The 20,898-nt window shown below is 40.7% G+C and carries 19 protein-coding genes; 13 read left to right on the top strand and 6 right to left on the bottom strand.

The annotated features are described in order from the left end of the window. Positions 1-140: 140 nt before the first annotated feature. The 6 genes from H5158_RS16845 (at position 141) to H5158_RS16820 (ending at position 5,602) form a co-directional block, all read left to right on the top strand. Positions 141-494 (top strand): hypothetical protein, encoded by a 354-nt coding sequence (locus H5158_RS16845; protein WP_182740480.1) that lies wholly within the window; start codon positions 141-143, stop codon positions 492-494. Further along, positions 494-2,068 carry a hypothetical protein gene (locus H5158_RS16840; RefSeq protein WP_182740479.1) on the top strand — a complete coding sequence of 525 codons (1,575 nt, stop codon included), beginning with the start codon at positions 494-496 and terminating at the stop codon, positions 2,066-2,068. Before H5158_RS16845 ends, H5158_RS16840 begins: the two co-directional genes overlap by 1 nt. Positions 2,069-2,302: 234 nt before the next feature. Then, positions 2,303-3,277, top strand: coding sequence for a YafY family protein (locus H5158_RS16835; RefSeq protein ID WP_182740478.1), 975 nt, complete (start codon positions 2,303-2,305; stop codon positions 3,275-3,277). Positions 3,278-3,355: 78 nt separating this feature from the next. Next, entirely contained in the window at positions 3,356-4,453 is a 1,098-nt protein-coding gene (locus tag H5158_RS16830; protein ID WP_182719077.1) for a cell division protein FtsZ, read from the top strand. 80 nt (positions 4,454-4,533) lie between these two features. After that, a complete protein-coding gene (locus H5158_RS16825; protein ID WP_145242070.1) occupies positions 4,534-4,860 on the top strand; it encodes a cyclic-phosphate processing receiver domain-containing protein in 327 nt (108 codons plus the stop codon). Positions 4,861-4,885: 25 nt separating this feature from the next. Then, the gene (locus H5158_RS16820; RefSeq protein ID WP_182719076.1) at positions 4,886-5,602 is read left to right on the top strand and encodes a Sir2 family NAD-dependent protein deacetylase; all 717 of its coding nucleotides are present in this window, start codon (positions 4,886-4,888) and stop codon (positions 5,600-5,602) included. Positions 5,603-5,806: 204 nt separating this feature from the next. Here H5158_RS16820 and H5158_RS16815 read toward each other — a convergent pair whose 3' ends face one another. After that, positions 5,807-6,694 carry a LysR family transcriptional regulator gene (locus H5158_RS16815; RefSeq protein WP_182719075.1) on the bottom strand — a complete coding sequence of 296 codons (888 nt, stop codon included), beginning with the start codon at positions 6,692-6,694 and terminating at the stop codon, positions 5,807-5,809. A gap of 103 nt (positions 6,695-6,797) precedes the next feature. Here H5158_RS16815 and H5158_RS16810 point away from each other — a divergent pair, with 103 nt between their 5' ends. Together H5158_RS16810 and H5158_RS16805 are read left to right on the top strand one after the other, a co-directional pair. Beyond that, positions 6,798-7,913, top strand: a complete 1,116-nt coding sequence (locus H5158_RS16810; RefSeq protein ID WP_182719074.1) for an FAD-dependent monooxygenase — start codon at positions 6,798-6,800, stop codon at positions 7,911-7,913. Positions 7,914-8,075: 162 nt separating this feature from the next. Further along, entirely contained in the window at positions 8,076-10,997 is a 2,922-nt protein-coding gene (locus tag H5158_RS16805; protein WP_182740477.1) for a TonB-dependent receptor, read from the top strand. Between the two features lie 46 nt (positions 10,998-11,043). On the opposite strand, the gene dld is transcribed toward H5158_RS16805, so the two are convergent. The 4 genes from dld to H5158_RS16785 form a co-directional block, all read right to left on the bottom strand. Beyond that, complete coding sequence (gene dld / locus H5158_RS16800; protein WP_182740476.1) at positions 11,044-12,732, bottom strand: D-lactate dehydrogenase; 1,689 nt, start codon at positions 12,730-12,732, stop codon at positions 11,044-11,046. Between the two features lie 7 nt (positions 12,733-12,739). Next, a complete protein-coding gene (locus tag H5158_RS16795; RefSeq protein ID WP_149981898.1) occupies positions 12,740-13,138 on the bottom strand; it encodes a ribbon-helix-helix domain-containing protein in 399 nt (132 codons plus the stop codon). Between the two features lie 30 nt (positions 13,139-13,168). Next, on the bottom strand, positions 13,169-13,726 hold the full coding sequence (locus tag H5158_RS16790; protein ID WP_182740475.1) for a DJ-1/PfpI family protein: 558 nt from the start codon (positions 13,724-13,726) through the stop codon (positions 13,169-13,171). Between the two features lie 129 nt (positions 13,727-13,855). Next, positions 13,856-14,740: a LysR family transcriptional regulator gene (locus H5158_RS16785; RefSeq protein WP_149981896.1), complete on the bottom strand. Its 885-nt coding sequence runs from the start codon at positions 14,738-14,740 to the stop codon at positions 13,856-13,858. Positions 14,741-14,854: 114 nt separating this feature from the next. On the opposite strand from H5158_RS16785, the gene H5158_RS16780 reads away from it, so the two are divergent. The 4 genes from H5158_RS16780 to H5158_RS16765 all read left to right on the top strand — a co-directional run bounded on the left by H5158_RS16780 (position 14,855) and on the right by H5158_RS16765 (position 18,462). Continuing rightward, positions 14,855-15,484 carry an NAD(P)-dependent oxidoreductase gene (locus tag H5158_RS16780; RefSeq protein ID WP_149981895.1) on the top strand — a complete coding sequence of 210 codons (630 nt, stop codon included), beginning with the start codon at positions 14,855-14,857 and terminating at the stop codon, positions 15,482-15,484. Between the two features lie 474 nt (positions 15,485-15,958). Then, complete coding sequence (locus H5158_RS16775) at positions 15,959-16,885, top strand: GGDEF domain-containing protein (protein ID WP_182740474.1); 927 nt, start codon at positions 15,959-15,961, stop codon at positions 16,883-16,885. A 17-nt stretch (positions 16,886-16,902) separates the two neighbouring features. Next, positions 16,903-17,619 (top strand): Sir2 family NAD-dependent protein deacetylase, encoded by a 717-nt coding sequence (locus H5158_RS16770; protein WP_149981893.1) that lies wholly within the window; start codon positions 16,903-16,905, stop codon positions 17,617-17,619. A 45-nt stretch (positions 17,620-17,664) separates the two neighbouring features. Then, complete coding sequence (locus H5158_RS16765) at positions 17,665-18,462, top strand: response regulator (RefSeq protein ID WP_182740473.1); 798 nt, start codon at positions 17,665-17,667, stop codon at positions 18,460-18,462. Positions 18,463-18,506: 44 nt separating this feature from the next. On the opposite strand, the gene H5158_RS16760 is transcribed toward H5158_RS16765, so the two are convergent. Continuing rightward, entirely contained in the window at positions 18,507-20,099 is a 1,593-nt protein-coding gene (locus tag H5158_RS16760) for a carboxylesterase/lipase family protein (protein WP_182740472.1), read from the bottom strand. Between the two features lie 279 nt (positions 20,100-20,378). On the opposite strand from H5158_RS16760, the gene H5158_RS16755 reads away from it, so the two are divergent. Next, a complete protein-coding gene (locus H5158_RS16755) occupies positions 20,379-20,795 on the top strand; it encodes a hypothetical protein (protein ID WP_182740471.1) in 417 nt (138 codons plus the stop codon). The last annotated feature ends 103 nt before the right edge of the window (positions 20,796-20,898 follow it).

Here is a 20,898-nt window from a genome sequence, read left to right as displayed (position 1 = left end):
ACATCATCACATTGAGATAATGCTTTTTCAACCGCTTGAACTTTAAATTCTTGTGTAAATCGACGTCTCATTTTTATCTGCCTCTATTAAAAGTTAGAGGCGACAACTATCCTGACACAGGGGGAAAGATACAAAAACTTATGAAAATGATGACAGCATTGTCAGGCGCAGCCGATGTGTTAAACGAAAAATCTAATCGTACTCAGAACAACTGTATTAAAATGCGTTGTCCAAATGAATTAGATCACGGTAAGTTAAAATCTCTAACAAAAGAGCCTACAAAACAACAAATTTACACCGTGGTAATGTCTTTTTATATTGAGAAGGATGTTAGTAATGTTGTTGATGGTAATGAAAAAATTAGTAAAGTTTATAGTTTGAAAAATGATATACCAACATCTCAGCTAGATAAGCTTGCGAAAATATTTGAAAATATCGGCTATTTTAATGCAGTTGATGTTATCAAAGGTAAAGTGTCGGGTCTTTTTTCTTAATGATAAATAAAGACGAAAAAGCTTCTGTCATGCTGGTGCAAAAGCATCAGCTAGACAGTGCTGATGCAAAAATAACAGAAATAGATGCTGTTTTAGATTCTTTATTAATTGATCAAAATAACTCAGATGCAAACTTAGACAGCATGCTGGAGAGCATGAGTGATCTATTGAATGAATCAGGTATAGTTTTTGATGAGCGTAAGCAAAACGTAGACTCTTCCTTAGACGCTTATGTTGCTGATACGAATGGAATTGTGCTGCAAAAGAATAATCCAATACAAATGTTATCTACAATTGATATAGATGATGATACTGATTGGAATGAATATATTTATTCAATCAATAAGTATGCTGGTGAGCATGATATTGACTTAACATCAGATCCCTATAATCAGCTGCTTTCTTTATCTCAGAAAGTGAATATAGAAAAACGAATAAAAGATGAGTTTACTCATAAAAATGCCAACTGCGATAAGTATGATTATTTAATTGCAGGAACATGCGGTGTTATAGGCGGCCTTATTGATGTTTTTTTAGTTGGCGCCCCTGGTGAAGGGCTTTTAGGTAAAGTTACTGATAATGGCACTAAAGGGGCTATGGGAAAGTTTGCTGAAGCATTTGGTTTTGAACGTCAAAATAAGGAATCCCAAGGTTACCAAAAATACCTTGATAGATGTGAAGTTAAAAATAAACCTCCACTTGATAAAGAAACGTGGATGAGTAGTCAGGCTGTCCAGTTTTTGGAAAATAAATTTGGTATAAACTATGACCAAACCAGCACCAACAAAAAAGGTAAATCAGGTACAGGAGGAGCTGTAGAAAATCTAACTCCAACAAACCACCATTTAAAAAGTCTTGGGCATTCACCTGATCTTATTGGTTTGTTTTTTTCAATCTATAATCAGTTTACTAGTACATCAAGTTTTGTATCAAATGGAAAATTAATAACAATTGAAACTGAAAGCTTTGAACTTAAAGGTCATACAACCATAGCAAAAATATTTTGTGGATTTGTAAATTGGTTAGGGCACCTTTTTTCAGATATGGCTGGCTCTAATTCTTCAATTGCTAAGGGAAATCGTGGTTCTGGTATACCAATCCCATTTTATAATTTACTGTTATTAATTGATGTTGGCGAGTTTGGTAAGGATAAGCAAACCTTTGCAACAATTGCCACAAAGGTGTTTGAAAAAGGCTATGATTTTCGACATGGCTTGGCTATGGCCGTCCCTGTTCTTGTTACCGAGCTATTAACCAGACTTATGTGGGTAATAAAGAAACGTTTTTATCATAAAGAGCCTTGGAAAAATTGTATACCTAGGGCTAGTGAGCCAGAGCTTAGGCGAATGCTCCTAGTTGCTCATGGCTCTTTATGTTTAATTGATGCTGGAGATGCCGCGATAAAATCTGGTGGTGAAATAGTGCAGTTTTTATTGAGAACTAATATTATTGGTTGGGTTCGCTTTGGTAACTTAGCTTATAAAGAGGTACTAGCTTGGCATAAAAGTGGTCATATAGACCATGATGCTGTAGACGAGTACTTAAAAAATGAATATATAAAAATGTTAAAATGAACTCGGTACAAATAAAAATGGTCTTTGTGGTAGTGTAGTTAAAGTACCCACAGCTTTAAGGTATAGCTACCACTTTTTAGGTGGGATATTATTAATGCTCTTAAAACCTTATCTACATTCAAAAAAGTGCATGACCTTTATTTGTTGACTTCATATTGAGATAAACTGATTTGTTATTATAAAATTAACTCAGAAGACTTAGGCTCAAGTTAATAACTGCATGAAATGTAAACTATGAAGACTGCCCGACATAATTCAATTTTAGATTATATCCCTTCTAGCCCTAAAAGTACTTCAGTGAAAAAGCTAAAAGTGACTTTGTCGCAAAACGGATTGGAGCTCTCCCACCGCATGCTTCAACGAGACCTGCAATCACTATATGAACAAGGCTGTTTTGGGCTTGAAAAAGACACGCGGAGTAAACCGTATGGCTGGTCTATCAATGCGCAGTGGCGAGGTGGTAGCGCTAAAATAATGAGCAGTGAAGTCGCTGAACATTATTTGCTGCTAGAGCAGCTACTACCGCAATCTGTACCGAGCGATGTGAAACGCTCTGTGCATACTAAAGCAGAGCAGGCTCTTAAGCGTTTTAATGGCCATGTACCTGAGTGGCTCTTAACTCTGCCTAAGCCTTCGTTAAAAGTGAATATTGATACTCAGTTAGTAGTTCAAATTGAGCATGCGATTGAGCATAAACGTGCAGTGAGTGCTGAGCTTTATAGAGTACTTTACAATGAGGCACATTGGCTTAAGTTTACTGAATTGAGTTTTTATAACTTAGTTGAGCAAGGCGGTGTTTTAATGGTGCAGTTTATGGTGGGGCAACTTCACGATAAATGCTACCAAATGCCGGTTTACCGTATTCGTAATGTACAGGTACTACAAAAAACACGACGTGGGCCAACTGCTGAGCAATTAAAATCGTTACGCAGTGCTATTAATAAAGGCATGAAGCAATCAGCTATTGAGTTAATTGTTAAAGTGCCCAGCCATTCGGCGGTTAATCAAGGTTTTATTGAACTTGGCGAGCTGATTGACAAGCAACATATTGACGATAAAAACGTATTACTCACCTACCAAACCATTGATACAGAGCAGTTAACTGATGAGTTGCTTAAATGTGCTCATTGGCTTGAGGTTATTAAACCTGAAAAGCTGCGGCAAAGAATTATTTCTAAGCTTAAAGCTGCTACTACAAACTACCTCTAATGACCTTAGCTAGTCTGGGTGCGTCAATTCTTGACGCACCTGTTTGCTATGCTTCTTTTAAAGATGAAAGGAGTGGTTATGTTTCAATTAATTGAGCAGCAAGATGGTTTATCTATTGGTGTATTTGGTATTGGTGGCTGCGGCTGTAATACGTTAAATAGTATTTATGAGCAGCGAGAGAGTAAGCAGGCTAAGTTATTTAGTGTTAATACCGATAAAGTGGTGCTCGAACATACACAAAGTGATGATGCCGTGCTTATCGGTGCTGAGTTAACTCATGGTTATGGCGCTGGGGCCGATCCTGAGGTTGGCCTACAGGCTGCTCAAGAGAGTAAAGAGCAACTGTTAGTATTAATAAATAGCTGCGATATTTTATTGTGTGCAACAGGGCTTGGTGGTGGCACCGGCACTGGCGCAAGCCCATTTATAGCGCAGCTTGCGCGTGAGCAAAATAAGCCAGTGATATTTGTAGCGACATTGCCTTTTAGCAGTGAAGGGCAGTTTAGAAGCAACATAGCGCAAGCAGGGCTGAATACCTTAAAAGAGTATGCTAATGCGGTGATCACGTTACCTAATGATCAACTTATTGAAGTGTTAGGTAATGATGTTGGCTTGTTTGATGCCTTTAAACACAGCAACCAAATATTGCATTCATTAATAAAATCGTTAATCGATATGCTGTGTTATCAAGGTTTGATTAACGTTGATTTAAACGACTTTGCTAAAATTATGGATTGCCAAGGCGATGCCGTATTAGGTGTAGGCAAGTGCGATCTTGAAGATGAACTTTCAAACGCGCTTGATGGGGCGCTTAATAATCCGCTGGTTAACCAAGTTGATATGTCATCAAGTACCGGCGTTATTGTGCAAGTAAACTGTAAAGATGAGATTTCACTGGGTAGTTATAATCTCATCACCGACACGGTTCGCCAGCAAGTTAGCCCTAATGCGTTAGTGATCTGTGGTGTGTCTAAAATTGAGAGCTTAGCAACTAATTACGAACTGTTGATCATAGCAACGGGCGCAAGCGCGAAGATGCTTGTTGAACCTAATGATAAAGCGCCTAATAGTGAACTAAAAAAGCCAGATGCTGTAATCTATAAACCTCAAGCTTCAGATATTTTTGATATACCCGCATTTATTCGTAATCAAGCCCCGCCGCCCTCCGGGAAATAACGGTTATTCACTATTTGTACTTAAAGGGTTGTTAGCTGTTGTTTTCAGAGTCTGAATATTTTTTTAAGTGGTATAAATCTATGAACGTATATTTAGATGATGAGAGGGAAACTCCAGCCGGTTGGTTACGAGCCTATTGGCCCGATGAAGTGATTAAACTTTTGAAGACCGGTAAAGTAAAGCAGCTCAGCCTTGATCATGATTTAGGAAATGATACTAAAGGCACTGGCTATGATGTTTTACTTTGGATTGAGCGGGCAGTGTTTATTGATGGCTTTGTACCACCAGCAATAACCGTTCATTCAGCTAATAGCTCAGCACGCATAAAAATGGAGCGCGCAATTACACAAATTAACTTACTGGCTAGAAATCAACAGGGCTCTAAACGCTGCTATAACGAGTCGTAAATCTTACAATTAAACAGGATTATTTATGACGATATTATATATCACTGGCGCAGGTGTAAGTGCAGCCAGTGACATCCCAACTTTCCGGGGGCAAGACGGTTATTGGACCATTGGCAGTAAAAATTATACACCGATGAAAATGGCCACTCGCGGGATGTATAAATTTAATCCTCACGAATTTTTAGCGTGGTATTACCATCGATTTACGACTTATAGAGATTATGGGCCAAATGAAGTACATAAATGGCTTAGTGATAAAAATGTGAACACCCAAAATATTGATGGGCTTGATGGCAAAGCGGGTAACAAAAACTACATCGCTATTCATGGTCGCCTTGATCAAATGACTCTCTATCAAAAAAATGGTTTGCCAGAACTAATAGCCGCACCGCGGTATAAAGTTGATGAAAGCCGCTTAAACGATTCGTTATTGGAGCTGTTTAACATTGAAAACAAAAATCCGAAGGTGAACCGTTCGTTTAAACCGTATGTGTTGTTATTTGATGAATACTACACTGAGCTTTACCGTTTTCGTGAAGCTAAACAACGCATGCTTAATGCAGATAAAATGGTGTTTATTGGTACCTCTTTTAATGTTGGCATTACCAATATGGCGCTTCAGATAGCAGCAGAGTATAACAAGCTAGTTGAAATTGTAGATCCTGATCCTGTGGCGCTCTCAATTGGAAACATCACATATAAAAAAATGGCGGCAATCGACTATATACAAAAAATGGGATGATTTCTGTTCGTCGCACAGGGCAATTAATTAGTAAATGATTGCCCTGCGGTGAGGATAATCAAACCATTTAGTACTTTTTGGACAGAGGTTAAACGCCTCGATGATTTGAGTTTTAAAAGTTATCTTTAGCAAACCAGAGTATGAGGGCTAATACTTTCCTTCTTCTAGCTTACTTGTACATCTAATTCTAACTGCATTGATATCTTAGGTAAGCTCAATGCATTTAGACTTTAAGAATTCTAAAAATACTTTTACCTTTTCTAGCGGGTATTTTCTGCCTGCATAAAATGCGTATAACACCAGATCTTCTGGTTCATGGTCGAGTTTAATATTGATCAATGAGCCGTTGTCTATATCTTCTTGGCATGCATGAATGGGTAAAATGGCATAGCCGAGCCCTTTTAGTGCAGCGGCTTTGGCCATGTTGCCACTGTTTACTTTAAAATTAGATTTTACTTGCACTGCTTGTTGCTGTTTAAAACGCCAAGGCATACCTTGCAGTACTGATAAGCTAGTAATACAAGGAACTTTACTTAACTCATCTAGCGAGCGAGGCGGTGGCGCATTGTTGATCAGTTGTGGCGCGCCAACAATGCAACTGGGCCAGCGCAGCAGTTCTTTAGCAACCCAACCTGAATCGTCCAATGGACCACGGCCAAAGCGTAGCACCAAATCAAATCCCTCTAACAAGCCTTCGGTTGGATTTAGTTGCGTATCGCAACTTAGTTGTATTTGTGGATGCACAGAGCAAAACTCTGCGCTTATTTCGGCTAAAAAAGGCAGATCAGGCATGATGATTTTAAGATGCCCGGCAAGAGAATCACCATACAAAGACACCTCTTCTAGCGAGTCATTCATTGCTTGTATCAGTGGGGTGATAGATTGATAAAGTTGTTTTCCTGCAGCCGTTGCAATCATTTTTCGGGTGGTACGTTGTAATAACCTTAAATTAAGTTGCTTCTCTAATAACGCGACATGGCGGCTAACATTAGATGTAGGCAATTGCAGTTGTTCGGCTGCGAGTTTAAAGCTCAGTTGTTCATATACGCACTGAAAGCTGAGTAACCACTGAAGTTCGATTTTATCAATCATTAATTAACTCAAAATATGGGATTAATAACGCAATTATTACTAATTTATCTTAAAAAATGACTTTGTGATAATGGTTATTCAGTTAATTATTGAGGTAAAGAATATGAACAGCAAGCGAATTGCCATTGTGGGTGCGGGCATCGGGGGGATAGCGCTGGCCATTCTTGCAGCACGAAAAGGTTATCAGGTGAACATATTTGAGCGCGATAGTGAGATTTCCTCTATTGGTGCCGGGGTAACGTTATGGCCGAATGCAATGTTTGTGTTACAGCAAATGGGCTTGGATAAACAGATCCAAGCGCTGGGCGGTATGCCTTTGTTTATGCGTCAGTGTGATCAGCATGGCACGGTGCAAAGTGAATTTGATATTGCAAAAGTAAATACACTCAGTGGTTTTTCTAGTATCAGTATATTGCGCCGTGATCTTATGAGTGTGTTGGGCCGCACATTAGCTGATTTAGGGGTAAACATACATTTTAACAGCGCAATAACCGTATCAGAGATTGCTCAACTAAAACAAGATTTTGATTTAGTTGTGGGCGCTGATGGGCGGATGAACTCGGTGGTAAGGCAATTTTTATATGCTGAAAAAATCACTCCTCAGTATCAGGGGTTTATTAATATTATTGCTATTAGCCAGTTAAAACCGGGCACTTTAGATAATGTGATCCATGATTTTCGCGGCCGTGGCGAGCGCTTTGGTATTGTGCCTGTTAAAGCAGACCTTTGTTATTGGGCTGCCGGGTGGAGTACAAATATTGATAAAGCGCGGCCGCTATCTGCTTGGTATGAAGAAATGCACCAACGCTTTTTAACTTGGCCAGATGCAGTACAGCAGGTGCTTAAGTCTTATGATGAAAACTCACTGAAACGAATATTTGTGCACGATATTGACCGTTTGCCATATTGGCATCAAGGTAATGTACTGATTATGGGGGATGCGGCTCATGCTCCTTTACCTACTTCAGGGCAGGGGGCATGTCAGGCGCTAGAAGATGCTTGGCATCTTGTACGGGTGTTAGAAAAGTATGATGATTTAGAGCACGCCTTAACGGCTTTTTATCAACAACGCATAGATAAAACCTCAGCCTCTCAACTTGTTGGTCGGCAAGTCGCGCAGAAAATTTTCACTACAGCAGCTGATACCAATGAGACACCAGCGCTAGGTATCTCTGCTCAGCAGTTAGTAACGTTATGGATGCAAGGCTTGAGTAATTAACCTATCGAGCTCTGTTATTTAGGTGCGAGCAAGGCTATTTATGAGGTGGTTATTTGCTCGCTTATTCAGTTACTTGTAAGTTGTGGTTAACAATCCATTAAGTCTGGCTGTGTACAATTGCCGCCTTTACAATTGTTAACCAGTAATGGACTCGTACATTCAATGTCAACCTCAACGTGTTACTCGCCTTTAGCAGCATCGCTGCGTTTTTCAGTTATTAGTTTATCGGTTTTTAGTGCTATGAATGCGGCGGCTGCCGAGCAATTAACAGGCACTCAAACAGAAAAAGATATGGAAGTGATTGAGGTGCGAGGTATTCGCTCTAGCATGGCTGAAAACTTAGCGGTGAAGCGTTTATCAAGTTCTGTGGTTGATGCCATTACCGCTGAAGACATTGGTAAATTCCCGGATAAAAACGTGGCTGATTCATTAGCCCGTGTGCCGGGTGTAGTGATTGAACGTGAAGGCGGTGAAGGATCAACGGTGAGTATTCGTGGTTTATCGTCTGATCTTACTTACACGCAGTTAAATGGTAATTTTATTGCCTCGTCACCAGGAGAGCCATCTCGTTCATTTGATTATGCTTTACTCCCATCAGCGATGATCGCAAGCGTTGAAGTATTCAAATCACCTGAAGCGCGACTAGATGAAGGTGGCGTCGGTGGTACAGTGTTAATGCATAGCCGCAAACCATTGGATATGGATGCTAATTCGGGCGTTTTTAATGTTGAAAGTACTTATGCAGATGTAACGGAAGATTATGAACCTCAGTTTACTGGTTTGTATTCATGGAAAAACGATAGCGATAGCTTTGGTTTTTTACTTGGCTATACCCGTCAAGAGCGCACCAACCGTACGCTCTCTGGTGGCACAGATGCCAATGTTTGGCGTTACACAGGTCAGCAAGCTGTTGATATAAATGGTAACGAGGTTAATAACAGTAATGACTGGGGCGCGGTGACTGATGCCAACGGGCAACGTTATGAGAATATGTGGTTTCCGCAGGTGGTGCGCAGCTCTGTTGTGAATGAAAAACGTGAACGTGAAGGCGTGCAGTTTTCGACTCAGTGGCGACCAACTAATCGCATTGAACTAGGTTTTAATTACTTTGGTTTTAGTTTAAAGCAACAACGCAGCGACTCGGTCGTTGATATGCCGGAATGGGCGTTAAATCCTGACTTTTTAACCGGTATTACACTTGATGAAAGTGGCACAATTGTCAATGGCATGGACTACAGTGCCATGGCCAGTGGCGTTGAAAAAGATATGCAATTGCCGTGGTTGCGCGGCAGTTATTTGGATGAAGAGTCAACCTCTGATACTTTTGATTTTAACTTAAGCTACGAAGGCGACAACTTTACAGCACGCTTTGTCGTTGGTAAAACTAAAGCTAAAGGCGGGCCAAAAGAAAGTTGGCAAGCAGCGTATAAAAGCTCAAACGCGGGTGAGGGGCAAAGTAATATTGAGAACGCCTCGCAAAGTGCCGCTTGGTCAATCAGTGATGACCGTATTTCGATGCTGATAGACCCAAATACACTCAATAACTTGCTCGCAGGTGTTGGCGGAGGTCGTGATGCAGGCTCATCGAACTCAAGTTTTGTACGTAGCACCTTAGCAGAAAAGTACTACCAAGCTGACGTTGATTTTTATGTTGATTGGGGCATATTGACCACCATTCGCACTGGTGCAAAATACCGCGATGCATCACTGCATCGCGAAACGGGCAACAACTTTTTCCTTGATCCGAGTTTTGATATTGCCGCAGGCGAGGCAAGCGCAAGCGGTATCACGCAATTTGATAGCTATCAATGGAATAATGGTATGCCACAGGCACAAGATGTGTTTAATGTGGAAGGTGAAAGCAATATTGCTGGTGGCTTTAATATCAATTTAATGCCAACTATTAATTGGCATAAATATCGCGATTATATTTACAGTAACTATGTGCCGTATACTCGAATTGAAGATAACTTTGTCTATGATATTGCCGAGCAGATCAGTGCGTTTTATTTACAAGGTGATTTTGAGTACAGAGATATACGCGGTAATTTTGGTGTGCGCGTTGTACAAACCAAGACTAGCAGTGCTTCAACCGATCTCTATACCTTTTTATTGGATGAAACCGATGACGAAACGGGCGAGCAAATCACCGGTGATGATCGTTTAGTTGAGCAATACCAGTTGATCACCCAGCAAACAACAGACACCCACGTATTGCCGAGTTTAAATATTGCGTGGGATGCCAGTGATGATGTGGTGATCCGTGGTGCGCTTGCTAAAGTGATGTCGCGCCCCGATTACGGCGATTTGGGTAGTCAACAGCGTATTACTTATGTGTCGGACGAATGGGCAGATGATCGCGCCGCTTTTAATGAACAACCCGGATTTAGTGGCAGTGGTGGTAATAAAAATTTAAAAGCGTTTGAGTCAGTACAAGCCGATTTATCTCTTGAGTATTACTACGCGCCAGGTTCTGCATTAGGTGTAGCGTTATTTCATAAACAGGTCGATAACTTTATCGTGCCACTGGTGATTGATTCACAGCGTGAATTTGCAGGGCAAAAAGGTCTTGTTGATGCTGGTACTATTAGCATTTCACCGTATAGCACCGTAGGTAATGGTACTGACGCGGTATCAAAAGGGGTGGAAGTGTTTATTCAACACGCCTTTGATAGTGGCTTTGGTATTTACGCAAACTACACGTATAACAACACCAATCAGGCCGATGTAACAGTTGCAGGTGAAAAGTTAGCCGAGTCGCCATTAATAGGCAGTGCTGACTATCAATATAACACCTCCGTTTATTATGAAGGGGATCGTTTTAATATTCGCGCTTCGTACAATAAACGAGGTGAAACGGTGCTCGGTATTAACAGTGGTTTAAATGTCTACCAAGACCCATACCAGCAAGTAGATGTAAACGCAGCATATAACGTTACCGATAACTTAAGCCTTACCGCAGCGGTAATTAACTTAACGCAATCTGAGTCGGTAACACGTTTGGGTAAAGATACCGATGCGCGGCTACTTAATACTAGTTATTCAGGCCGCCGTTATTATGCTGGGATTAATTACAGTTTTTAAGTGTGCTAACAGCGCGATGTAAAATCGCGCTTACTAGCTTACTAGCTTACTTAGCATAATCGCGCTTTTTAGACATGCCGCCAATGCCCGCATTAAAGCTATTGGTTGGATCTAAATTGCGATAGTTATCAGCAAGGGCTGGTTTTGCATCATAATGATGTCCTACATTATGCTCTGCGGGGTATTGCGCGCCGCGTTGCTCTAATAACTCAAGTAAGGCTGCTTTAATTGCTTTGCCGTCTTCACCTTTACGCACTAAGTAATCTTGGTGAAATACGTGACATAAAAAGTGCCCGTAATACAGTTTCCCTACTAATTTATTGCAGATGCTTGGCGGTAATTTTTCGAACCATTCGTTGTCGTTACGTTTTAAAGCGATATCCAGCGCGAGAATATCTTCGACTTCTTGATGATTTATTTTGGCATATTGCACAGCAGCACCTGCGGCAGCAAAACGCAGTAAGTATGCCGATTTAGCTTCTTGCTCACTACACTGAAAAAAATCAATTTGGTAGTCTTTTTGAACGTGTTCAAGCAATGCAAGAGTTTGTTGATGCGCCTCGCCTTTAACTGTCAAAATGAGCTGATGTTGATATTGACTATTCCATTGCTTGAGCTTATTGGGTGTTTGGCTTGGGAACAGTTTTGCGAAGCGATAAACTAGTTTATCAATAGCATTTTTGGGTATAAAAGGCAGTTTTTGACAGACGGAATCGAGCTGGCGCTTAATATTAAAAAAAGTAGGCAACCAATTGGTGCCAAGATGTTTAATTAATAATACCGTATCTCGACCATAATTATCAGCAAGCTCAAAAATATCACGGTGTAAATATTCGGCGTAAACAGGCAAGCTGGTGGCTTGCTCTAATAACGTTTTTCGTACCGCTTGCAACGCAGTGGAGGAATTAGTACCGAGGTAAAACGTCAGTTCTTGTTGATTTTTTGCGAAGGTATCTACTCGTACGGCAAATACAGCTAGTTTTCCCGCACAGCCGCTGGCTTGATGTAAACGCCGAGGATCGGCATTAAATCGTGCCGGGGTATCATCATCTGTTTTACGAACCCAATCGGCATATTCGCGATCGGATGCTTTCTTAGCTGTCGTTTTAACATCTTGGGTGCGGTATTTTTTATTTTGTAAATTAGTGAGTATTTGCTCTGGTGTATCGCCAAGTTCAATATCTAAATTATTAATTAAACTGAGGCTACCATTGCTATTTACTTGGGCGTATAAGGCAAGTTCAGTATATGCTGGGCCTCGCTCAACTAGAGCCCCACCTGAGTTATTACATACCCCACCGACAATCGATGCGCCAATACATGATGAGCCAATAACTGAATGTGGTACTCGGCCGTATGGGGCGAGGGCTTTTTCTAATGAGAACAAACTCGCCCCAGGGAACGCGACAATTTGTTGTTGCTCAGCTAATACTTGAATGTCGTTAAGGCGCGAGGTGTTGATGATCACCGTATTGCGATCGCAACCTTGTGTCGGTGTTGAGCCGCCCGTTAAACCGGTATTTGCGGCTTGCATAATAACGATGACCTTTGCACTTACACAGGCTTGTAAAATATGCCATTGTTGTAATAGTGTTGCCGGTTTTACTACTGCTAGTGCCGGACCGTGACCTTCTCTAAAGCCTTTACGGTAAGGAGCAGTTGCACGATCGCTCGTTAATACATAACGTGCGCCAACAATCTTTTTAAAAGATCGAACTAAGGAGGATTGTGACATGAAAACTCTAGTTAAGTGAAGACTTTAACGATGTATCTATATACTGGCTTTTGCGCACACTGGTACGCAATTTTTCTTGTTCTAAAACTTGTGTCGCGTCGATATCATTTAAAGGTATCGCATCTTCGCGGGTTAAGTTGCCATCGGCCACCAGCGATAAATAACGCGAACAACAGACACGTAAAAATGAAGTGAAATTACCAATGTCGTGATCAGCATCAAGAGATTCAAGGTACAGCTTAGTGATCATTTGATTAACGGTCATTTGATCACGAAATGCCACTTCTTCTAAAATATCCCAAAAAAACTCTTCTAAACGAATCGACGTAACAACGCCGTCAATCCGCAGTGATTTGGTACGACAGGTCCATAACCGACTGTCGGCATTAATAAAAAGTTGGCACATGATTAACCTCTTGATGCTGCTGAACTGCGATTATAGCAAGGCTACAAACTGTTTTAACATGGCAGGGTGTGCAGGCCATGCTGGTGCTGTTACTAGTTTGCCATCGGTAATGGCGCCATCCATTGGTAATTCAACGTACTCGGCACCCGCCATTTTCACTTCAGGTTGGCAAGCAGGGTAAGTGGATACTTTTTTACCTTCAATAACTCCTGCCGCTGTGAGCAATTGCGGGCCGTGACAAATAGAGGCAATGGGTTTATCCGCTGTAGCAAAATGCTGAATTATTTCAATTACTTTCGCGTTTAAGCGTAAATACTCAGGGGCACGGCCACCGGGTAAATACAGGGCATCGTAATCAGCGGCATTAATATTGGCAAATGTCGCGTTTAGCGCAAAGTTATGACCGCGCTTTTCAGTATAGGTTTGGTCGCCTTCAAAATCATGAATTGAGGTGGCGATAGTATCACCTGCTTTTTTATCAGGACATACAGCATCAACTTGGTGACCCATCGCCAATAATGCTTGAAAAGGCACCATGTTTTCATAGTCTTCTACAAAGTCACCGGTGATCATAAGTACTTTAGCCATGTTCTGCTCCAGATATTAATTGTGCGTAAACGTATCAGAGTGGAGATTAAGTGCACTCTAATACAATGAGCTCCTAGTAAAACATACACTAATCAGTAACGGGTAATATTCTAATACTACACAGTCATTTTATAGGATATCTTGTTGCCATCGCAGCGCTAAAAAATCAATAAACGCTCTGACCACATTTTGTTGATAATGACGAGATAAATACACAGCCCATAAATGCTGGCCAGGTGATGAAAAAGATGGATTCACTTTAACCAGTTTACCTTGCTCTAAATAGCGATTTGCCAAGTCACACGGCAAATTTGCGATCCCCATTCCTTTGATTGCTGCTTTTAGTAGCACAGACATATCATTAGCATTAATACTGCCTTTTACGGTGACTTTTTCATCCTCGTTATCACTAATAATATGCCATGTTGAACTACCGCTATGCACTAAACAATTGTGTTGCAATAAATCTTGCGGTTTAGTGATTGGACTGTTGTTCGCCAAATAAGTTGGGGAGGCGCAAATAGCCGTATTGATATACATAAGCTTACGCGCAATTAATTGCTCATCAGGCTCATGAGTATAGCGCAGTGCTATATCTACTCGCTCATCAACCAGTTGTGATAACCGATCTGAGAGTACTAGCTGAAAATGAGTATTTGGGTGTATAGCAACAAATTCTTCAATTGCATCAAACAACAGATTTTGGCCAAGTCCAATAGGGGCTGCGACTCTAATGGTACCAACCAGCTCGTTATTATGGTTATGTGCTCTACTTTGTAAATCCAATACGGTGCTGAGTATTTGCTTACAGTAGGCAAGCGCTTCTTCGCCCTGATTGGTTAAGCTGACTTTACGGGTGGTGCGGTGAAATAATCGCAAGCTCAGCCACTGCTCAATGTCTTGTACGTGGCGGGTGACTTGTAAGCGGCTGAGCTCTAAGTGAGCAGCTGCTTTTGTAAAGCTGCCACTGCGGGCGACTTCAACAAAGCTTTGGATTGCAGTTATCTTATCTATTAGTATCCTAAGGTGAACTAATGTGTATCTATAAGGTTTATTTATCATCAATTAATGAGCAAGTAAACTGATTACATCAACTCAGATGATTAATACTTTTTTAAGGATACAGACATGAATATTACTATTTTAGGCGCAACAGGTTGGATTGGTAGCCACATCATGGCGCAGGCAAAAGCTAATGGTCACAATGTGACGGCGGTTGTTCGTGATGCGGATAAGGTGACTGACGGTACAGCGGTAGAAGAGTTTGACTTACAATCTCAAAATGACATTGCAGAAGTATTAACGAACGCTGATGTGGTGATTGCCTCAATCGGTGGACGTGCAGCGGGTAACCATGAATTAGTTGCGCAAACGGCCAAGCGTTTATTAACTGCACTGTCAGGTAGCAGTACTCGTTTACTGTGGGTTGGTGGTGCAGGTAGTTTAGAAGTTGCGCCTGGTGTTACGTTAGTGTCATCGCCGGACTTTCCTGCTGAATATAAAGATGAAGCGTTGGCGCAAGGTGAGGCTCTCAGTGTATTTAAAGCAACAAACACAACCACACAATGGACGTTTGTAAGCCCTGCCGCGGTTATTTACCCTGGCGCAAGTGAAGGTCCGTATCGTATTGGTGGCGATGCGTTTTTTACTAATGAACAAGGTGAAAGCAAAATATCAGTGACTGATTACGCGATTGCTATGCTGGATGAAGTGCAAAATGCCGCGCATATTAATCAACGTATGAGCGTCGCTTATTAAGGGTTTTTCGCAGGGCTTACAAATAAAGTATGATTATTTAATGATACTTTTGAACCCACTTTTATCCTTTGCATTAACCAGCTTTAACCAGCTTTACCTGAGCCTTTTGCAACTTAGGTAAAGCTAAATCTAAAGGTTATTGCTAATGAGCAGCCGATTTTTTGAAGCAATGATATGGCAAAACCTATTTGCTCAGCTTAGTAATACCAGGATGTTATTCGCGTGTAAGCTTACTTTTAGCAACTATTTATTACTTTCACTTTTACAATGATCTCATGTCTAGACTATATTTGAACTGGTAACTGATTAATTATTTTAATTTTAGTGCAATCTTACAATCAGTTTTTGCATGCAAAGATTGCCTTTACTATTGATAAGTGATGCATTGTATTGATGATTAGCTATTCTGATATGGCCGAACGAAAACTTATTATTAGGTTCTTTTCCGTAATAGGTACGTTGACAACGCTTTGTATGGCAATAATCGCTTTGTTTAATAATCAATCTACTTTGGTTTACCCTCTATTAGGCTCATCAATTTTACTTGCTTCCCCTTTTTGCCTTGGTGATAGAGTCGAGATTTCCTCTTTAATTGTTTTGTATACTTTATATGCTTTAATGATTTATTTAGTACTTACAGGAGGGAGCCATGGTACTGGGCCTATTTGGATTTTTATTGTATCTCCGGTAACCTTTTTTGTGCGTGGTTTTAAACGGGGAATCATTGATTTAATTATTTTTGTAATTTGCGTAACTGGCGCCTTTTATTTATCGAGCTACTTTAAATTTTACAGCGGCTACTCGGCTTATTTTCCAATTCGTATTATTGCTTCTTTTATTATTGTTGCTCTGTTGAGTGGCTTTTATGAATATTTTCGGCAAATGTATAGCCACCGTTTGATTGAACTTGTACATAAAAATGAGTATTTAGCGACTCGCGACCCTTTAACAAACTTGCCTAATCGACGTTATGCTATGGCGGAACTCGAGCAATTTGATGCCCAGCTGCAAACTGGGAGTATTATCATTGCGGATGTAGATAATTTTAAGGATATTAATGATCAATATGGTCACTCAGTTGGCGATGAAGTGCTAAAACACCTTGCTGATTTATTTGTTGCTCAGTTAAGTGAAAATGATATGGTGGCGCGCTGGGGCGGTGAAGAGTTTTTATTTTTTCTACGTCATAAAAATAAACAACAAGCGACACAATTTGCCAACGATATTCATCATGCTTTATCACAAAATCGTTTAGATATTGGTGTAAACCAGCTGGCTGTTACAGTGAGCATGGGGATCAGTAAACTAACTGCGGATGTGCCAATTGATAAAGCGATGCACAAAGCGGATGAATTGCTTTATCAAGCAAAAAAGCAAGGCAAAAATCAAACGTGTGTTTAGCGCTTATTGGGAACGCTATGAATACATTATATATAACCGGAGCCGGTGTGAGTGCCGCCAGCGGCATTCCTACCTTTCGAGGTGAAGATGGGTTTTGGACTATTGGTAGTAAAAACTATACGCCAATGGAAATGGCTACGCGTGCTATGTATGAAAACAACCCACGGGAGTTTTTAGCTTGGTATTATCATCGCTTTGCTACTTATCGCAACCACGGTCCTAACGAAGTTCATCAGTGGTTGAGCGATAAAAACCTGATCACACAAAATATTGACGGGCTAGATGGCAAAGCAGGCAATAAAAACTATATCGCCATTCATGGCCGGCTTGATCAAATGACTTTGTTTCATCATCAAGGCGATGATGTGAAAGCGCATACGACACCGTGGGATAATGTAGACGAAAGCCGCTTACATGAGTCACTGCTTGAGCTGTTTAACATTGAAAACCAGCAGCCAGTGGTGGATCAATCTTTAAAGCCTTTTGTGTTGCTATTTGATGAATATTACACTGAACTTTATCGTATTAGCGAAGCACAACAGCGGATGCTTGATGCCGATAAAATCGTTTTTATTGGCACTTCGTTTAGCGTCAATATTACCCAAATGGCGTTAGAAGTGGCACGCAATTACGATATCCCAATCGAAATCGTTGATCCAGAACCTGCGCATGTTATGTATAGTAATGTGAGTTATCATAAAATGACTGCATTAGACTATATTCAACGTAACTAAACGTAACTAAACGTAACTAAACATAGCAACACTGAAGAGATTTAAATGAAAGACTTAACAGCAATAGCCAATTTATCAATATTATTAGTAGAGCCTTCAGATGTTCAGCAAAAGCTTATTATAAAGTCACTTACTCAATGCGGTGTGTCACAAATTGAAACTGCTACTTCTCAAGCGCAAACGTTAACAATGCTGGAGAATTATCAACCGGATTTGATTATTAGCAGCATGTATTTTTCTGATGGTAGCGCTGACTCTTTATTGCAAAAAATCAGAGTAACCCCTGGTATTGAGCATCAAGCTTTTATGCTGGTATCAACAGAGCGCAATAAAACCTATCTTGAACAGTTAAGGCAGTCAGGGGTATTAGCTATTTTACCAAAGCCATTTAGCGCTGAGGCAATTACGCGTGCGTTAAAGGCAACCTTAGATATCATCACTGAAGAAGAAGTTGAGTTAGAGCATTTTGATGTAACGCTATTGCGTGTACTTGTGGTTGATGACAGTCGTTTTGCACGCAAGCATATTATTAGGGTCTTGGCTGGAATGGGAATACCGGCGCCTGTAGAAGCAGAAAATGGCAAACAAGCGATTGAACACCTTAACACCCAATCATTTGATTTAATTGTTACTGATTACAATATGCCAGAAATGGATGGCAAAGAGCTAACGGAGACCGTAAGAAGCTCGAATGCTTACTCGCATATTCCTATTTTGATGGTGAGTTCTGAGGCAAACGACACTCATTTAGCTAATATTGCTCAAGCTGGTGTAGACGCCATATGTGACAAGCCATTTGAACCTGCCACAGTCAGAGAGCTACTATTTAAAATAATGTCTTAGATATTCACCTAAATGACTTAATAGCAAGCTGAGTTACTTCAACACTATTTTATTGAGGCTTTAGCTTGTGTTACATCAAGGCGAGCTTCAAGAGGATCTGGTGAAAAAGTCGCGGTACCTTGTTTATTCAGTTGTAGGATATAGCGCTCATCTTCTTTAAATGCGCGCCAAGCAGGTAACCCCGGCCCATTGGGTGTGCCGTATTTAATAAAATTAGTAACGTAACGATGCATTGTTTTAGCCGTTTGTTTGTCTTGCTCGGTGGTAATATGGCCATACTTAGTTGTTACTGTATTGAAAAAGTAAGGTATTTCAGTCGCATGCGCTGCGCCTTGTGCAGTAACTGTTTGTGCTACATAGCCAAATCGGTAAATAAACGCGGGCTGTGAAAATTTACTCACTTGTTGAGCAACAAAACGAGCAGGTTCTTGCATTAAGAGGTCTTGACCAGTTTCATAATTAAGTATTGCGAGATCTGTGTTGCCTTTACTGTCATAAGCTTGTTGGGCTTGCTCAGCGCGTGAGCCAAAACTTTTAAATAATGCTTCCTTTGTGCTGTAAATTGCAAAGCCAATATCTTTATCTGTGGTGCCAACCATAGTGGGAACATGGCTAAAGTTACCTTCGTTGAATGCTTCTTCGGTCGATGAACTAACTAATATACCGTCTAAAATGGGCCCGCCAACATAGGTGGGCGCTTCTGGGGTCGGGGTCATATTTGCTAAGTTAAGGCCATCAACAAGCTGCTCGGCGGTTAGCGCACGCAGTGCGTTTAATGCTGCTTTATTATCGCCTGTTATACCGTGCTGAGCTGCAAAGTTAACTCCCACTTGCTCAGCTGATAGGATATTTTTATTATCACTGGTTAGTGGCAGTTGATTAAAAAGCTCTCTGCCACCACCAGACATTATAATAGCTTTATTGAATAATCCTTGTGCAGCAGAGGTTTGCATCATTGCATGCACCGACTTACCGCCAGCAGATTCGCCCATCAGTGTGACTTGCTGAGGATCACCACCAAATTGGCTGATGTTACTTTTGACCCAGTTTAATGCTGCAATTTGATCCATGAAGGCATAATTGCCAAGAGCATCATTTTCAAAGCTACTCAGTGCTGGATGAGCAAAAAAACCAAACCGGCCAAGTCGATAATTAAAGCTGACAAACACCACACCTTGCTTTGCAAAACTTTCACCGGAATACACACCAGGAGATGAACCGCCATTGACAAAGCCACCCCCATAAATCCACACCACTACTGGGTAAGGCTGTTTACTCTGTTTTGCAGGCTTAAACACATTCAAATATAAACAATCTTCAGCTGGTGGGGTTCCCAGTGGTGCAGCATCGCCAGCAAATGGTTTTTGCATGCAATCTGCTGCGAATTCGGTAGTACTTTTTACACCTTGCCAGTGAGTTACTGGTTGCGGTGCGCGCCAGCGCTTATCATTTACCGGCGGAGCAGCAAAAGGGATCCCTTTAAAAGAAATCACTTTGCCCGAATCAGTACCTTGAATTTTGCCGCCAGTTACATCAGCAATGGTATTTTGGGATGGCTCGGAGCAAGCTTGTAGAATAAAAATAGTAGCGATCAGTGATGGAATAAAAAGCAGAGATTTAAGAGAACGCAATACCATTTTTAAGCCCTGTAATGGTTGTTTTAATGTCTATAGTTATCAGATAGTAGCATCTAGACTCGTATAATAAAAAGTGGCTATACAGAGAATAATCAAATGCTATACCGAGAGACTCGTTGTATTTATTAGATTATTAATTCATCAATGCTAGACTTATTGCTACATAAAAATACTTTCGTTACTCAAGCAAATAACTTACCCAAATGTGGGTTATAAAAATGCTAGCATTGCAGTGCTGCCAATAGCTAGATCCAAGTGTATGTAAAGGAATACGTTGATATGCAATACATTGAGTATATTACAATACTTGCTGTGATATCTATCAGTGGTTGCAGTGATATTAAAATAGAGAAGCAGTGCTTTGAGCCCATTCATTATCAAGCAAATAAATTATTTCAAAGTAGTGAAATTCGTGTCGAACCTATATGGGTTGGCCATCCTCGAAACGACTACTTAAAAGATCACAACGTAGAGGGTCATCTCAGCCCTTACGGCGGGTTTGAAAAGATATCAGCCTCTAGTCAGCTTACTCTTACCGGAAATATATATAAGATAACGCCAAATATAGGTGAGCGTTATATTGGCAGAAATTCAGAGTATCTTTTATTTGAAGTCACAGTTGATGCAAAAAAGTATGTGATCTCTGATCAGATCCCTGAGCATATCCAGCTACCTTTACGGTGTTTTTTTAATTAATGGCGTGTCTATATAGATAATGTTATTTCGTTGGCTGCTAGTGGTGCTTATCTTGTCACCTACTTGCATAGTTAAAAACATGGAAAGTCGTTGTTCAAAAATT

The sequence above is a fragment of the Pseudoalteromonas sp. SR45-6 genome, assembly GCF_014163545.1.
GTDB classification, from domain to species: Bacteria; Pseudomonadota; Gammaproteobacteria; order Enterobacterales; family Alteromonadaceae; genus Pseudoalteromonas; species Pseudoalteromonas rhizosphaerae.
This window is presented reverse-complemented; position numbering and strand designations above follow the sequence as displayed.

Bases quoted from the DNA above. Each gene is read 5' to 3' on its own strand.
- H5158_RS16845 (WP_182740480.1), top strand. From the start codon at position 141: ATGAAAATGATGACAGCATTGTCAGGCGCAGCCGATGTGTTAAACGAA.
- H5158_RS16840 (WP_182740479.1), top strand. From the start codon at position 494: ATGATAAATAAAGACGAAAAAGCTTCTGTCATGCTGGTGCAAAAGCAT.
- H5158_RS16835 (WP_182740478.1), top strand. From the start codon at position 2,303: ATGAAGACTGCCCGACATAATTCAATTTTAGATTATATCCCTTCTAGC.
- H5158_RS16830 (WP_182719077.1), top strand. From the start codon at position 3,356: ATGTTTCAATTAATTGAGCAGCAAGATGGTTTATCTATTGGTGTATTT.
- H5158_RS16825 (WP_145242070.1), top strand. From the start codon at position 4,534: ATGAACGTATATTTAGATGATGAGAGGGAAACTCCAGCCGGTTGGTTA.
- H5158_RS16820 (WP_182719076.1), top strand. From the start codon at position 4,886: ATGACGATATTATATATCACTGGCGCAGGTGTAAGTGCAGCCAGTGAC.
- H5158_RS16815 (WP_182719075.1), bottom strand. From the start codon at position 6,694: ATGATTGATAAAATCGAACTTCAGTGGTTACTCAGCTTTCAGTGCGTA.
- H5158_RS16810 (WP_182719074.1), top strand. From the start codon at position 6,798: ATGAACAGCAAGCGAATTGCCATTGTGGGTGCGGGCATCGGGGGGATA.
- H5158_RS16805 (WP_182740477.1), top strand. From the start codon at position 8,076: ATGTCAACCTCAACGTGTTACTCGCCTTTAGCAGCATCGCTGCGTTTT.
- dld (WP_182740476.1), bottom strand. From the start codon at position 12,732: ATGTCACAATCCTCCTTAGTTCGATCTTTTAAAAAGATTGTTGGCGCA.
- H5158_RS16795 (WP_149981898.1), bottom strand. From the start codon at position 13,138: ATGTGCCAACTTTTTATTAATGCCGACAGTCGGTTATGGACCTGTCGT.
- H5158_RS16790 (WP_182740475.1), bottom strand. From the start codon at position 13,726: ATGGCTAAAGTACTTATGATCACCGGTGACTTTGTAGAAGACTATGAA.
- H5158_RS16780 (WP_149981895.1), top strand. From the start codon at position 14,855: ATGAATATTACTATTTTAGGCGCAACAGGTTGGATTGGTAGCCACATC.
- H5158_RS16775 (WP_182740474.1), top strand. From the start codon at position 15,959: ATGGCAATAATCGCTTTGTTTAATAATCAATCTACTTTGGTTTACCCT.
- H5158_RS16770 (WP_149981893.1), top strand. From the start codon at position 16,903: ATGAATACATTATATATAACCGGAGCCGGTGTGAGTGCCGCCAGCGGC.
- H5158_RS16765 (WP_182740473.1), top strand. From the start codon at position 17,665: ATGAAAGACTTAACAGCAATAGCCAATTTATCAATATTATTAGTAGAG.
- H5158_RS16760 (WP_182740472.1), bottom strand. From the start codon at position 20,099: ATGGTATTGCGTTCTCTTAAATCTCTGCTTTTTATTCCATCACTGATC.
- H5158_RS16755 (WP_182740471.1), top strand. From the start codon at position 20,379: ATGCAATACATTGAGTATATTACAATACTTGCTGTGATATCTATCAGT.